We start from the raw sequence: 14219 nt of genomic DNA, 5'->3' as shown, positions 1-14219 counted from the left end.
CCGATGACGTGGTACGGCAGGTCGTGGCGCTTGGTGAGCTCCGACAGGCGGCCGTAGCGCTCCAGGAAGTTGAACGTGGACACCGGCTCGAAGATCGAGGTCCACACGGAGTTGTAGTTGACCGAGGAGGCCATGACGGCCACCAGGGCCTCGCCCGGGCCCAGCTCGGGGAGCGGGACGTGGTCGAGGTGCAGGGACTTGCGCGGGTCCTTCTCGCGGGTGGTGAGCCCGTCGAACATGTCCGCCTCGTCCTTGTGCACGGTGATCGCGCGGTACGAGTCGGGGAGCGGAAGGGCTGCGATGTCCTCGGCCGTCGCGGCCTGCGACTGGATCGCGTCCAGGATGTCCTTCACGGTGGTGCCTCCGGCGAGGATGCGTCGAGGGAAACGCTGAGGGTGGTCCGGTGGAGGTGTGCCGTCGGTTCGGCGGTGCGGTGGAGCGGGGGCGCCGTGGTGGGCGCGGAGAGCCTGGTGACGCAGGCATCCGGGGCGCGGTCGGGGCGATGGTGTTCGCCGTGCCGCGGGGACGTCCGGACCACTTCAACGTATGGCACCCCGTGTCACTCGGCAAGGCACTGCGTGCCAAAACTTTCTCTCAATTGCCGATTGACCTGCGCAGATGAGCGATGATCGATCAGAGTTACCCGCGAGTAGGGGCAACCTGGACATACGAAACGGCCGCCCCCCGGGACCCGGGAGACGGCCGTCACATCCGTGCGCCGCAGGAGTGTCCTGCGGATGCGCCCTACGCGATCTTCACTTGTTCTTCAGCGCTTCCTCGATGGTGCGCATGACCTCGTCCAGCGGCGCGTCCGTGCGCGCCACCGTCACCAGCACTTCGCCCTGGGCGGTGGCCGAGGCGGCCGGCACGACGGAGGTCGCGCCCCCGTCCAGCGTCCGGCCGGCCCCGATGCCGGTGCCGAAGGTCTTCCGTACGATCCCGAAGGCGTGGTCCAGCTGCGCCTCCACGTCCCCCTCGCCGCCGGCCCGCAGCCAGCGCCGCAGCACGTGGTTGTGGGCCGTCACCACGGCCGAGGCGGCGACCTCCGCCAACAGCGGGTCGTCGTTGCCGTCGTGGTGGTCGTGCTCGTCGAAGTGCGCGAGCAGGTAGCGGGTGAAGAGCCGCTCGTAGCGGGCCACCGACGCGATCTCGCGCTCCCGCAGGGTGGGTACCTCGCGGGTGAGCCGGTAGCGCTCCACCGACACCGCCGGCGAGGCGGCGTACATCTTCATGACTTCCTTGATCCCCCGGCACACGGTGTCCAGCGGGTGCTCGTGGGCCGGCGCCGCGTTCAGCACCGCCTCGGCGCGGATCAGGGTGTCGTCGTGGTCGGGGAAGATCGCCTCTTCCTTGGAACGGAAGTGCCGGAAGAAGGTCCGGCGGGCCACTCCCGCGGTCGCGGCGATCTCGTCGACCGTCGTCGCCTCGTACCCCTTCGACGCGAACAGCTCCATGGCGGCGGCGGCGAGCTCGCGGCGCATCTTCAGGCGCTGGGCGGCCGCGCGCGCGCCCGCGGTGGTCTCCGCGGGCTCGGCGGCGGCGTTTCGTGAGGTCTTGGCGGGCTGGGACATAAGGCGAACGTACTGCATGCGCGCCCGGGAGGGCGCCCGAGGGGGTGGAAGCGGGGGAGGACTCCCGGAGGGTACGGCCCGCCCTGAGGGCCCGAGGAGTCCTCCCCACGCGTCCGGCCCGCTACTTCCGGGCGTACTCACGGAAGCCGCGGCCGGTCTTGCGGCCCAGGCAGCCCGCCGCCACGAGGTGCTCCAGCAGCGGCGAGGGAGCCAGGCCGGGGTCGCGGAACTCCTTGTGCAGGACCTTCTCGATGGCCAGCGAGACGTCCAGGCCGACCACGTCGAGCAGCTCGAACGGGCCCATCGGGTAGCCGCCGCCGAGCTTCATGGCGGCGTCGATGTCGTCGAGGGTGGCGTAGTGCTCCTCGACCATCTTGATCGCGTTGTTCAGGTAGGGGAACAGCAGCGCGTTCACGATGAACCCGGCCCGGTCCCCGCAGTCCACGGCGTGCTTGCGGATCCGCGCGCACACCTCGCGGACGGTGGCGTGCACGTCGTCGGCCGTCAGGACCGTGCGGACGACCTCGACGAGCTTCATCGCCGGCGCCGGGTTGAAGAAGTGCATGCCGATCACGTCCTGCGGGCGCGAGGTGGCGCGGGCGCAGGCGATCACCGGCAGCGAGGAGGTGGTGGTGGCCAGCACCGCGCCCGGCTTGCAGATCTTGTCGAGCGAAGCGAACAGCTGCTGCTTGACCGCGAGGTCCTCGGCCACCGCCTCGACGGCCAGGTCGACCTCGGCGAACGCCTCCAGGGAGTCGGCCGGGGTGATCCGGGCCAGCGTCCCCTCGCGGACCTCGGCCGTCATCCGGCCGCGGGTCACCATGCGGTCCAGGGACTTGCCGATCGCGGCCTTGGCCGCGTCCGCCTTCTCCTGGCTGCGGGCGGCGAGCACGACGTCGAAGCCGGCCTGCGCGAAGACCTGGGCGATGCCGCTGGCCATGGTGCCCGAGCCGGCCACGCCGACCGAGGACACCGGGCGGCCCTCGCCCAGCCGGGCGTCGTCCAGCGGGGTCTGGGCGTCGCGCACCACGGTGGCGCTGCCGGAAGCCTCGTACGAGTAGAAGCCGCGGCCCGCCTTGCGGCCGGTCAGCCCGGCCTCCGTGAGGTGGCCCAGGACCGGGGCCGGGGCGTGCAGCCGGTCACCGGAGGCGGCGTACATGGCCTCCAGGACGGTGCGGGCGGTGTCGATGCCGATCAGGTCGAGCAGGGCGAGCGGGCCCATCGGCAGGCCGCAGCCCAGCCGCATCGCCGCGTCGATGTCCTCGCGGGAGGCGTACTTCGACTCGTACATGGCGGCGGCCTGGTTCAGGTAGCCGAACAGCAGCCCGTCGGCGACGAACCCGGGACGGTCGCCGACCGAGACCGGCTCCTTGCCCAGCCCGCGGGCCAGCGCGGTGACCGCCTCGACGACCGGCGGGGCGGTCAGCACGGAGGAGGCGACCTCCACCAGCTTCATGGCCGGCGCGGGGTTGAAGAAGTGCAGGCCCAGGACCCGCTCGGGGCGCAGCGACTCGGCGGCCAGCCGGGTCACGGACAGCGCGTTGGTGCCGGTCGCCAGGATGGTGTCGGGGCGCACGATCGCGTCGAGGGCGGCGAAGACCTGCCGCTTGAGCTCGTAGTCCTCGGGCACGACCTCGATCACCAGGTCCGCGTGGGCGGCGGCCTGCAGGTCACCGAAGGTGCGGAAGCGGGCGAGCACGTCGGCCCGCTCCTGCTCGGTCAGGCGCTCGCGGGACACCGCGCGGGCCGTGGACGCCTCCAGCGCGGCGACGGCGGCGCGGCCCGCCGCGTCACTGATGTCGATGCCGATGACCTCGTGGCCGGCGCGGGTGAGCACCTCGGCGATGCCGGTGCCCATCGTGCCGAGGCCGACGACGGCGATGGTCTGCAGGGCGGAGGAGGACTGACTGGGCGGAGTGGACTGACGGTCCATCGCGGGACTCCAGTGGGAGAGGAAGTGACGACTGGGGGACGGGTGCGCGGACGGCGGGGCGCCGGGGTGCGGGGCGCGGCTGCGGAGCCGTGCCGCTGCCCGGGGCGCGGCCGCGGGTACGTCGGTGACGGGGTGCGGGCGACCGTACGGCGGGTACGGCGCACGACACGTACGTCGGTACGGCGGTGCGGCGTTGCGGTGGTGGAGCTGTGGTGCGTCCGGCGGCACGAGGGGCACGCCGGGTGTGAACCCGTGTCAGGTACGAGACCGGACGTGCGGGATGAAGCCCGTGCCCGTCTCGGCACGGGGGGACGGCAGCGGCTCTGTCCCGGAGCCCTGCCGTACGAAACCGGCGGTCGCGGGGCGGACCCCGGACCGGCCGAACCGATCACACCCAGGGCGGCTGCGTCACCAGGCCGCCTCGAGTGGGCGCACCCCGTTCGGGGGTGCTTGAAGAGACGTTAACTCGCGAGTAGCTCGCGTGCCAATAGGGCGGCCGTTGTGATCTGCGCCGCGGGGCGCGGCCCCGGGCCCTACCCTGCTCCCATGGACACGGTGGACGAAGAGCTACGGGCGCTCACGGACCGCATACGGGCCGAGGCGGGACCGGCGTGCGAACCCCTGCTCACCGCACCCCCGGACGAGCTGGCCGACGTCCTCACCGCGCACGAACGACCCTTGTGGGCGCGTGAGGTGGCCGCGTTCCGGCTCGGCTGCGCGGGGGACCGGCGGGCGTTCGAGACGCTCGTGCTGCTGCTCAACCACCGCGACGCCGCACGCTGCGTCTCCGCCGCCCACGCCCTGGACCGGCTCGGCGACCCCCGCACCGCCCGGGCCGCGGCCGCGCTGGCCACCAACCCGCTGCGCACCGCCTACGCGGCGGCCGCGGTCCGGCTGCTGGCCCGGCTGCGCGCCCCGGAGTCGGCCCCGGCCCTGATCGCGACCCTGGACCGGCTGCTCGCGCCGAACGACCCGTACTGGCGGGTGGCCCTCGCCTGCGTGGAGGGCCTCGGCACCCTCGCCGACCCCCGCGCCCGCCCCTCCCTCACCGCCGCCCAGGCCCACCCCCGCCTGGCCACCGCCGCCACCGCCGCCCTGCGCTCCCTGTCGTGACGCGGCCCGACCGCGTCGGTCGGGCCGCGTCACGGGGTCACGCCTCCCGGACCACGGCGAAGGCCTCGATCTCCAGGAGGAGGTCGGGGTGGATCAGGGCCGAGACCTGGACGGCGGAGGAGGCGGGGAGGGCGTCGGGCGGGAGGGCCTCGGCGCGGGCGGTGCGGGCGGCGGCGAGGTGGGCGACGTCCGTGACGTAGTAGGTGAGTTTGACGACGTCGGAGAAGTCGGCGCCGGCGGCGGCCAGACAACGGCGGAGGTTCGCGAACACCTGGCGGGCCTGGGCGAGGGCGTCGCCGGCGCCGACGACCGCGCCCCGCTCGTCGAAGGCGCACTGCCCGGAGACCGCCACGAACCGGCCCGTGCCCCAGACGACGTGGCTGTAGGCCGGGCTGGCCGCCATGCCGTCCGGGGCGGGGACGCGGGTGATGTGCGATGCCGTGTGAGGGGTGGTCATGATCGTCATCCCATCACACCCGTGATCGTCCGCGGGGCGGAATACGGATGCCCCGGGCCTGGTCGTCGGCCCGGGGCATCGAGGGGGACGGGGAGTGCCGGCCGCCTCGGGCGGGTCAGCCCCGGAAGCCCAGGAGGCCGTGCAGGGCCGCGCCACCGGAGGACGGGGGGAGGGCGCGGGTGGCGGCCGGCTTCGGCTCCGGCTGGGCGGCGCAGGACGCGTCCGGGGCGAACCGGGAACGGTGCGCGGCCCGCGGCAGCGTGCCGTCCTTCAGGTACGCCACCAGGTGCGCGTCGAGGCACGCGTTGCCGCTCAGCGAGATGCCGTGGTTGCCGCCGCCCTCCTCGACCACCAGGGCGGCGCCCGCCAGCCGCGACCGCATCTCCACGGCCCCCGCGTACGGCGTGGCCGCGTCCTCCGTGGCCTGGAAGAGCAGGGCCGGGGGGAGGGCGGTGTTCGTGACGTCGGGCAGCTCCAGCGAGGGCGTGCCCCAGAACGCGCACGGCGCGTTGTACCAGGCGTTGTTCCACGTCATGAACGGCGCCTTGGCGTGGGTGCGCCACATGTCCCCGCGCCACCGGTTCCAGTCCCGCGGCCAGGCCGAGTCCCGGCACTGCACCGCGCTGTAGACGCTGTAGCTGTTGCCCGCCGCCGGGTCCACCGCGCCGAACTTCTCGTACGCCGTCACCAGCGGCTTCTCGTCCCGGTCCCGGACGTACGCGGCGAAGGCCTCGGCCAGCGCCGGCCAGTAGCCGTTGAAGTACCCGCCCGGCAGGAACGTGTCCTCCAGCTCCGCCGGGCCCACCTTGCCGCCGGCCGGCGCGTCCCGCACCTCCCGGCGCATCCGGTACCAGGCCGTCTCCACGGCCTCCGGGTCGGAGCCCAGCCCGTACCGGTCGTCGTACTTGGCCACCCACGCCAGGAACGCCTTGTGCCGGGCGTCGAACGCGACGTCCTGGTCGATGTTGTCCTCGTACCAGACGCCGCCCGGGTTCACGACCGAGTCGAGCACCAGCCGCCGGACCCGGTCCGGGTGCAGCTTGGCGTACACCGCGCCCAGGTACGTGCCGTACGAGTAGCCGAAGTACGAGATCCGCTCCGAGCCCAGCGCCCGGCGCACCAGGTCCATGTCCTCGGCCGCGCTCAGCGTTCCGATGTACGGCAGCACGTCCGCGTACATGGCCTGGCACTCGCGCGCGAAGGCCGCGACCCGGTCGAGGTTGGCCCGCTCGACGGCCTCGGTCAGCGGCACCGGATCGGGGCGGACGGGGTTGAAGTGGCCCTGGCCGCAGTTGAGGGCGGGCTCGCTCTTGCCCACGCCGCGCGGGTCGAATCCGATCACGTCGTACTGCGCCGCCACCTCCTTCGGCAGCGACGCGGCCACGAAACCGGCCAGGCCGCGGCCGCTGCCGCCCGGGCCGCCCGGATTGACCAGCAGCGGGCCCTGCGAGGTGCGGGCGGTGTGCGGGACCCGGGTCAGGGCGAGGGTGATCGTGCGGCCCTCGGGGTGCGCGTGGTCGAGCGGCACGGCGAGGGAGGCGCACTGGAGGCCGGGATAGCGTGCGGTGGCGCAGCCCTTCCACGTCAGGGCGGCGGCCCGGGCCCCGGGGCCGGTGCCCGGCCCCGCCGTACCCGCCGTGCCCGTGCCCGCCGCGCCCGCCGTACGGGCGACCGACGGGGCCGTCGCGGCGGACGTGGCCGGGACGGCCACCGTCGCCGTCGCCGTCAGGGCGGTGGCGACCGCCAACAGGACTGCTGCGCGCTTCTTCATCCAGGGGCCTCCCAGCAAGTGACTCTGGGCGGAATCGTCCCGGAAAATCCAGCGGGAAGGCGTGATTGTGCGGACTATTGGCCCGATGTGATGAGGCCTCAGGACATGCGTATGGAGATCACAGGAGCGTCAGCTGGGTCGCCGCGGGCTCCGGGGCGGCCGACGGCTGCGCGCCGGGCGCGATCCGGCGCGCGGCGCCCCGCCGGGCCGGCCCGATGCCGAATTCGGCCGCCAGCTCGTGGACTTGGCGGGTGATGCGGCGCTGGTACCAGGTGGGCGCGTAGGCCCCGGCCGCGTACAGCTGCTCGTACCGGCGGACCAGCTCCGGGTGGTGGGCGGCCAGCCAGGACATGAACCACTCGCGGGCCCCGGGCCGCAGATGGAGTACGAGCGGTGTCACCGACTCCGCCCCCGATCCGGCGATCGCCCGCACGGTGCGGCGCAGCTGCTCGGGGGAGTCGCCGAGGAACGGGATCACCGGTGCCATCAGCACGCCGACCCCGATGCCGTGGTCCGTCAGGGTCCGTACGGCGTCCAGCCGGCTCTGCGGCGACGGGGTGCCGGGCTCCACGGTCCGCCACAGGGTCCGGTCGGTGAAGCCGACGGAGACCGAGACGCCCACGTCGGTGACGGCGGCGGCCTCGCGCAGGAGGGGCAGGTCGCGCAGGATCAGGGTGCCCTTGGTGAGGATCGAGAAGGGGTTCGCGCGGTCGCGCAGGGCCTCGATGATGCCGGGCATCAACCGGTAGCGGCCCTCGGCCCGCTGGTAGCAGTCGACGTTGGTGCCCATCGCCACGTGGGCGCCGGTCCAGCGCGCCGAGCCGAGCTCGCGGCGCAGCAGCTCGGGCGCGTTGGTCTTGACGACGATCTGCGAGTCGAAGCCGACGCCGGTGTCGAGGTCGAGGTAGCCGTGCGTCTTGCGGGCGAAGCAGTACACGCAGGCGTGGCTGCAGCCCCGGTACGGGTTGACGGTCCACTCGAACGGCATGCGGGAGGCGCCGGGGACGCGGTTGAGGATGCTGCGGGCCCGGACCTCGTGGAACGTGATGCCGCGGAACTCAGGGGTGTCGAACGTCCGCGTGACCACGTCGGTGATCCCGAACAGCGCTCCGGGGCGGCCGGGGCCCGCACCGGTCCCGCCCGCGCCCGTACTGCCGGTGCCGGTGCCGGTGCCGGTGCCAGTGCCGGCACCGGTCCCGCCCGTCCCGCCCGCCCCCCTCCCGCCGTCGGCGGTCCGGGCGGTCCCGGCGGTCGGCCCGGTCGCGGCGGTCCCCGCAGGCCCGGCGACCTCGTCGTTCCCGTCCGCGAGATGGTCCCAGCGCATGACGCCTCCCTCGGTAGCTCGTGGCCGAGAATAGAACATCTGTTCCCATGATCGTGCGGGGCGATTCCCGCCGGGTCCGGGCGGGGCCCGCGGCCTGGGACTCCCCGGCACCCGCCCGGCCCGCCGCCGGCGCCCCGGCGACGACGGGCCGGGAGCGGGTCGGGGCCGATTTGGCCGGCCCCCCTGGAGGTGGTTGGCTTGGCCGGCCGATTGGAACGTTCGCAACAGTTGCTGGAGGAACAGGTATGGCGCAGGTCGAGGCGACCACGGAGCGGATCATCGGGGCCGACGCGGAGACCGTCTTCGACGCGCTGGCCGACTACACCGGCACCCGCGCCAAGCTGCTCCCCGAGCACTTCAGCGAGTACGAGGTGCGCGAGGGCGGCGACGGCGAGGGCACCCTGGTCCACTGGAAGCTCCAGGCCACCAGCAAGCGCGTGCGCGACTGCCTGCTGGAGGTGACCGAGCCGACCGACGGCCAGCTGGTCGAGAAGGACCGCAACTCCTCGATGGTCACCACCTGGACCGTCACCCCGGCCGGCGAGGGCAAGTCCCGCGCCGTGGTCACCACCACGTGGAACGGCGCCGGCGGCATCGGCGGCTTCTTCGAGCGCACCTTCGCCCCCAAGGGCCTGTCCCGCATCTACGACTCGGTGCTCGACCGCCTCGCCACCGAAGTGGAGTCCTGAACCGCCACGTTGACGCGGCGGCCGGTCACCGGATCGGGTGAGGGCGGGCCGCACCCCGGTGCGGCCCGCCGCGCGCCGCGCCCTGTGCGGCGGCATATCCCCTGGATAGGCTGGACCTCCGCCGTGCGCGAGCGGTAGGCCCGCCGCGCGTCGGCGGCGCGTACCGGCAGCCGTACCGACCGCACCCGGGGGCCCGATGAAGATCCTCATCTCCGCCGACATGGAAGGCGCCACGGGGGTCACCTGGCCCGCCGACGTGCTGCCCGGCACCCCCCAGTGGGAGCGCTGCCGGGCCCTGTTCACCTCCGACGTGAACGCGGCCGCCCTCGGCTTCTTCGACGGCGGCGCGGACGAGGTGCTGGTCAACGAGGCGCACTGGACCATGCGCAACCTGCTCCTGGAACGGCTCGACGAGCGGATCGAGATGCTGACCGGTCGCCACAAGTCGCTCTCCATGGTGGAGGGCGTCCAGCACGGCGACGTCGACGGCATCGCCTTCGTCGGCTACCACACCGGCGCGGGCGCCGAGGGCGTCCTCGCCCACACCTACCTCGCCAACTCCATCACCGGGGTCTGGCTGAACGGCACCCCGGCCAGCGAGGGCCACCTGAACGCGCACGTGGTCGCCGAGTACGGCGTCCCGGTGGTCCTCGTCACGGGCGACGACCTCACCTGCGCCGACGCCCTCGGCTACGCGCCCGGCGCCCGTACCGTCGCCGTCAAGGACCACGTCTCCCGGTACGCCGCCGTCTGCCGGCCGCCGGCCCGGACCGCCGCCGACATCCGGGCCGCGGCCAAGGAGGCCGCGGGCCTCGCCGTGCGCCACGAGCCCGTCGCCCGCGGCCCGTTCGCCGTCGAGGTCGAGTTCGACGCGGCGCACCTGTCGGCCGCCGCGACCGTGGTGCCGGGCGTCGAGTCCGCCGGCGAGCGGCGCGTGCGGTACGCGAGCGCCACGATGTTCGAGGCCATCCGCACGTTCAAGGCGGTCACGACGATCGTCTCGGCCGCCGTGGAGGAGCAATATGGGTGACATGAACGCCGCACGACAGCCCGCCGACCGCCCCGCGCCCGCCGCCGGCCCCGACCCGGCCTCGCCGGTGGACGACCGGGCGCTGGACGAAGTGGTCGAGTACACCTCCGACCTGATCCGCCTCGACACCACCAACCGGGGCGGCGGTGACTGCCGCGAGCGCCCGGCCGCCGAGTACGTCGCCGAACGCCTCGCCGACACCGGCCTGGAGCCCGTCCTGCTGGAGCGGACCCCGGGCCGCACCAACGTCGTGGCCCGCATCGAGGGCACCGACCCGAGCGCCCCCGCGCTGCTGGTCCACGGCCACCTCGACGTGGTGCCCGCCGAGGCCGCCGACTGGAGCGTCCACCCGTTCTCCGGCGAGGTCCGCGACGGGGTGGTGTGGGGCCGCGGCGCCGTCGACATGAAGAACATGGACGCGATGGTGCTGGCGGTCGTACGGGCCTGGGCACGGGCCGGGATCCGGCCCCGGCGCGACATCGTGATCGCGTACACCGCCGACGAGGAGGACAGCGCCGTCGACGGCTCCGGCTTCCTCGCCGACCACCACCCCGGCCTCTTCGAGGGCTGTACGGAGGGCCTGAGCGAGTCCGGCGCGTTCACCGTGCACGCCGGACCCGGCACGGCCCTCTACCCGATCGCCGCCGGCGAGCGCGGCACCGGTTGGCTCAAGCTCACCGCCCACGGCACCGCCGGCCACGGCTCCAAGCCCAACCGGGCCAACGCCGTCAGCCGCCTGGCCGGGGCCGTCTCCCGGATCGGCGAGCACCAGTGGCCGGTCCGCCTCACCGCCACCGTCCGGGCCGCCCTCACCGAACTCGCCGCCGTGTACGGCATCGACGCCGACCCGAACGCCCCCGGCTTCGGCGCCGAGGACGTCGACCGGCTCATCGGCAAGCTGCCGCCGGAGGCCGCCCTGCTGGTCGGCGCGACCGTGCGCAACAGCGCCAACCCGACCATGCTGGAGGCCGGGTACAAGCTGAACGTCATCCCGGGCCACGCGACCGCGTACGTCGACGGGCGCATGGTGCCCGGCGGCGAGGACGAGTTCCGCGCCACCCTCGACCGGCTCACCGGACCCGACGTGGACTGGGACTTCCACCACCGCGAGGTGGCCCTCGAAGCCCCCGTCGACTCGTCGACGTACGCCGTCCTGCGCGCGGCCGTCGAGCGCTTCGACCCGGACGGGCACGTGGTGCCCTTCTGCATGGCGGGCGGCACCGACGCCAAGCAGTTCTCCCGACTGGGCATCACCGGCTACGGCTTCTCCCCGCTGCGCCTGCCGCCCGGCTTCGACTACTGGTCGCTCTTCCACGGCGTGGACGAACGCGTGCCCGTGGACGCCCTGCACTTCGGCGTCCGGGTCCTCGACCACGCGCTGCGCGCGCTGTAGCGCCGCCACCGCCGCGCCCCGCCGTCCGCCCCCCACGCCCGTCGGCGCAGACCGGAAGAGAGACGACAGACATGGTGCCCACCGGGCCGTACGGCAGCTGGCCCTCGCCGATCGACGCCGCCCTCGCCGCCTCCCTCGACGGCCGCCCCGAGTACCTCGGAACGGTCGGCGAGGAGGTCTGGTGGACCGCCCCGCGGCCGTCCGAGGGCGGCCGCCGCACCCTGGTGCGGCGGCGTACGGACGCCTTCGGCGCGGCGCGGGAGGAGCCGGTGCTCCCGCAGCCGTGGAACGTCCGCAGCCGGGTCGTCGAGTACGGCGGCACCCCGTGGGCCGCCGTCGCGCGCCCGGTCGGCGGACCGCTGCTGGTCTTCACCGAGTTCGCCGACCAGCGGCTGTACGCGTACGAGCCCGACGCCCCCGGCGCCTCGGCGGCGGCACCGGGCGCCTCCGGCACCTCCGGGGCCGCCGGGCCGCGCCCGCTGACCCCGCTCTCCCCGGTCGGCGGCGGGCTGCGCTGGGCCGATCCCGTCCTGTGTCCGGAGCGGGGCGAAGTGTGGTGCGTACTAGAGGAGTTCACCGGGCCCGGCCCCACCGACGTGCGGCGCGTGCTGGCGGCCGTACCGCTGGACGGATCGGCGGCCGAGGACCGCTCGACGATCCGCGAGCTGACCGACGACCGGCACCGGTTCACCACCGGCCCGCGGCTGTCGCCGGACGGCAGACGGGCGGCCTGGCTGGTGTGGGACCACCCGCGGATGCCCTGGGACGGCACCGAGCTCAAGGTCGCCGACATCACCCCCGAGGGGGAGTTCGGCACGGCGCGCACCGTGCTGGGAGGGCCCGAGGAGTCGGTGGCGCAGGTCGAGTGGGCGGCCGACGGCAGCCTGCTCGCGGTCAGCGACCGGGGCGGCTGGTGGAACCCGTACCGGGTCGAGCCCGCCGCCGGCACCGGGCCCGGCACCCCGGCGGGCAGCGGCGGCAAGGCGGTCAACCTGTGTCCCCGGGACGAGGAGTTCGGCGGGCCGCTGTGGAAGACCGGGCTGCGCTGGCTGGCGCCGCTGGCCGGCGGCCTGGTCGCGGTCCTGCACGGGCAGGGCTCCTCGGTGCTGGGCGTCCTCGACCCGGAGACCGGCGACCTCGTCGACGCGGCCGGGCCCTGGACCAACTGGGCCCCCACCCTCGCCGTGTGCGGCTCCAGGGTCGTCGGGGTGGCCGCCAGCCCGCGCAGCGGGTACGAGGTCGTCGAGCTCGACACCGTCACCGGGCGGGCCCGGGTGATCGGCGCCGCGGCCACCGACCCGGTCGACCCGGCCTACTACCCCGAGCCGCAGAGCCGTACGTTCTACGGCCCGGACGACCGCGAGATCCACGCCCACGTCTACCCGCCGCACAACCCGGTGCGCGCCGCGCCGGCCGACGCCCTGCCGCCGTACGTGGTGTGGGCGCACGGCGGCCCCACGGCCCACGTGGAGCCGGTGCTGGACCTGCACATCGCGTACTTCACCTCCCGGGGCATCGGCGTGGCCGAGGTCAACTACGGCGGCTCCACCGGGTACGGGCGGGCCTACCGCGAGCGGCTGCGCGAGCAGTGGGGCGTCGTCGACGTGGAGGACTGCGCCGCGGTGGCGCGGGCCCTGGCCGCCGAGGGCACGGCCGACCCGGACCGGCTCGCGGTCCGCGGCGGGAGCGCCGGGGGCTGGACCACGGCCGCCTCCCTGGCCGGCACGGACGTCTACGCCTGCGGGACGATCAAGTACCCGGTGCTGGACCTGGTCGGCATCGGGGAGGAGACCCACGACCTGGAGTCCCAGTACCTGACCGGCCTCGCCGGGCCACCGCAGACCCTGGCGGCGCGCTGTCGCCAGCGCTCGCCGCTGGGACGGGCGGACCGGATCTCGGTCCCGTTCCTGCTGCTCCAGGGTCTGGACGACGCCGTCTGCCCGCCGTCGCAGGCCGAGCGGTTCCTGGCGGCGGTCGAGGGCCCGGAGGGCCAGGAGGGGCGGCCGGTGCCGCCGCACGCGTACCTGGCCTTCGAGGGCGAGGGGCACGGGTTCCGGCGGGCCGAGACCATGGTCCGGGCGCTGGAGGCGGAACTGTCCCTGTACGCGCAGGTGTTCGGGTTCGAGCGGGACGACATCCCGGTGCTGCGGTTGCGGAAGTGACCGCCGCGGGCCGGTTAGCCTGGCCTCATGTCCGATCTCTTGATCGCCCGGGGCGCCCGGGCGGTGCTGCGCCGCTACCGGCTGGAGGACGGCGCCGAGTTCACCGCGCGGGTCCGCGAGAGCCGTGAGCTGCACCGTCCGTGGCTGTTCCCGCCGGAGACGGTCGAGGCGTACGAGGAGTACGCGAAGCGGGTGATCGCCGACGACACGAGGGTCGGGTTCCTGGTGTGCGAGCCGGCGGCGGACGGCACGGCCCTCGGGCCCATCGCCGGCTTCATCAACATCAACAACATCGTGCGGGGCGGGTTCCAGAACGGGGCGCTCGGTTACGGCGCCTTCGCGCACGCGGCCGGCCGGGGGCTGTTCGCCGAGGCCATGGAACTGGTCGTCGACCACGCGTTCGGGCCGCTCGGCCTGCACCGCCTGGAGGCCAACATCCAGCCCGGCAACGCCGCCTCCCGCGCCCTCGTGCGGGGCCGCGGCTTCCGCCGGGAGGGCTTCTCGCCGGACTTCCTGCGCATCGACGGCGCCTGGCGCGACCACGAGCGGTGGGCGCTCACGCAGGAGATGCGCGCGGCGCGGCGGGCGGGCGGACCTCCGCGCAGTCCGGTTGCCCTCGACAGCACCGCTCGCACGAACACCCCCACCTGACCGGGCCCACATCCTTGGCGGTGCCGGTGGGTCCCGTGGTGTGTGGGGGAGGCGCTTGAGCCGGTATGGCAGGCTGGTCCGGAGGCAGGCCCGGGCCTGGGGTGGCCGAAGGCCAGGGGCGGAGC

Annotated in this window: 11 protein-coding genes and 1 pseudogene; 6 read left to right on the top strand and 6 right to left on the bottom strand. The window is 74.4% G+C overall.

What is annotated here, in order from left to right; all coding sequences use genetic code 11:
- The 3 genes and pseudogenes from ACIQCH_RS37680 to ACIQCH_RS37670 form a co-directional block, all read right to left on the bottom strand.
- Window positions 1-353 (bottom strand): annotated as a pseudogene (locus tag ACIQCH_RS37680) (crotonyl-CoA carboxylase/reductase); the annotation flags it as partial.
- A gap of 402 nt (window positions 354-755) precedes the next feature.
- Window positions 756-1589, bottom strand: coding sequence for a TetR family transcriptional regulator (locus ACIQCH_RS37675; protein ID WP_402588759.1), 834 nt, complete (start codon window positions 1587-1589; stop codon window positions 756-758).
- Window positions 1590-1692: 103 nt separating this feature from the next.
- Window positions 1693-3504: a 3-hydroxyacyl-CoA dehydrogenase family protein gene (locus ACIQCH_RS37670; RefSeq protein WP_402588757.1), complete on the bottom strand. Its 1812-nt coding sequence runs from the start codon at window positions 3502-3504 to the stop codon at window positions 1693-1695.
- A gap of 546 nt (window positions 3505-4050) precedes the next feature.
- On the opposite strand from ACIQCH_RS37670, the gene ACIQCH_RS37665 reads away from it, so the two are divergent.
- The gene (locus ACIQCH_RS37665; RefSeq protein WP_402588755.1) at window positions 4051-4617 is read left to right on the top strand and encodes an adenylosuccinate lyase; all 567 of its coding nucleotides are present in this window, start codon (window positions 4051-4053) and stop codon (window positions 4615-4617) included.
- A gap of 37 nt (window positions 4618-4654) precedes the next feature.
- Here ACIQCH_RS37665 and ACIQCH_RS37660 read toward each other — a convergent pair whose 3' ends face one another.
- The 3 genes from ACIQCH_RS37660 to ACIQCH_RS37650 all read right to left on the bottom strand — a co-directional run bounded on the left by ACIQCH_RS37660 (window position 4655) and on the right by ACIQCH_RS37650 (window position 8169).
- Complete coding sequence (locus ACIQCH_RS37660) at window positions 4655-5074, bottom strand: Rid family hydrolase (protein WP_402588753.1); 420 nt, start codon at window positions 5072-5074, stop codon at window positions 4655-4657.
- A gap of 115 nt (window positions 5075-5189) precedes the next feature.
- Window positions 5190-6845 carry an alpha/beta hydrolase gene (locus tag ACIQCH_RS37655; protein WP_402588751.1) on the bottom strand — a complete coding sequence of 552 codons (1656 nt, stop codon included), beginning with the start codon at window positions 6843-6845 and terminating at the stop codon, window positions 5190-5192.
- Window positions 6846-6963: 118 nt separating this feature from the next.
- Window positions 6964-8169 (bottom strand): Rv2578c family radical SAM protein, encoded by a 1206-nt coding sequence (locus tag ACIQCH_RS37650; protein WP_402588749.1) that lies wholly within the window; start codon window positions 8167-8169, stop codon window positions 6964-6966.
- A 245-nt stretch (window positions 8170-8414) separates the two neighbouring features.
- On the opposite strand from ACIQCH_RS37650, the gene ACIQCH_RS37645 reads away from it, so the two are divergent.
- From ACIQCH_RS37645 to ACIQCH_RS37625, 5 genes are all read left to right on the top strand, one after another.
- Entirely contained in the window at window positions 8415-8858 is a 444-nt protein-coding gene (locus tag ACIQCH_RS37645; RefSeq protein WP_030203358.1) for an SRPBCC family protein, read from the top strand.
- Between the two features lie 196 nt (window positions 8859-9054).
- Entirely contained in the window at window positions 9055-9888 is an 834-nt protein-coding gene (locus ACIQCH_RS37640) for a M55 family metallopeptidase (protein ID WP_402588748.1), read from the top strand.
- Between the two features lies 1 nt (window position 9889).
- Entirely contained in the window at window positions 9890-11281 is a 1392-nt protein-coding gene (locus ACIQCH_RS37635; protein WP_402588746.1) for a M20/M25/M40 family metallo-hydrolase, read from the top strand.
- 71 nt (window positions 11282-11352) lie between these two features.
- Window positions 11353-13443 (top strand): prolyl oligopeptidase family serine peptidase, encoded by a 2091-nt coding sequence (locus ACIQCH_RS37630; RefSeq protein ID WP_402588744.1) that lies wholly within the window; start codon window positions 11353-11355, stop codon window positions 13441-13443.
- Window positions 13444-13470: 27 nt separating this feature from the next.
- Window positions 13471-14094: a GNAT family N-acetyltransferase gene (locus ACIQCH_RS37625; protein ID WP_402588742.1), complete on the top strand. Its 624-nt coding sequence runs from the start codon at window positions 13471-13473 to the stop codon at window positions 14092-14094.
- Window positions 14095-14219: the final 125 nt, after the last annotated feature.

This window comes from Streptomyces sp. NPDC093225 (genome assembly GCF_044753805.1).
Classification (GTDB): Bacteria; Actinomycetota; Actinomycetes; order Streptomycetales; family Streptomycetaceae; genus Streptomyces.
The sequence above is the reverse complement of the archived record's forward strand: the minus strand, read 5'-3'. Positions and strand labels throughout refer to the sequence as shown.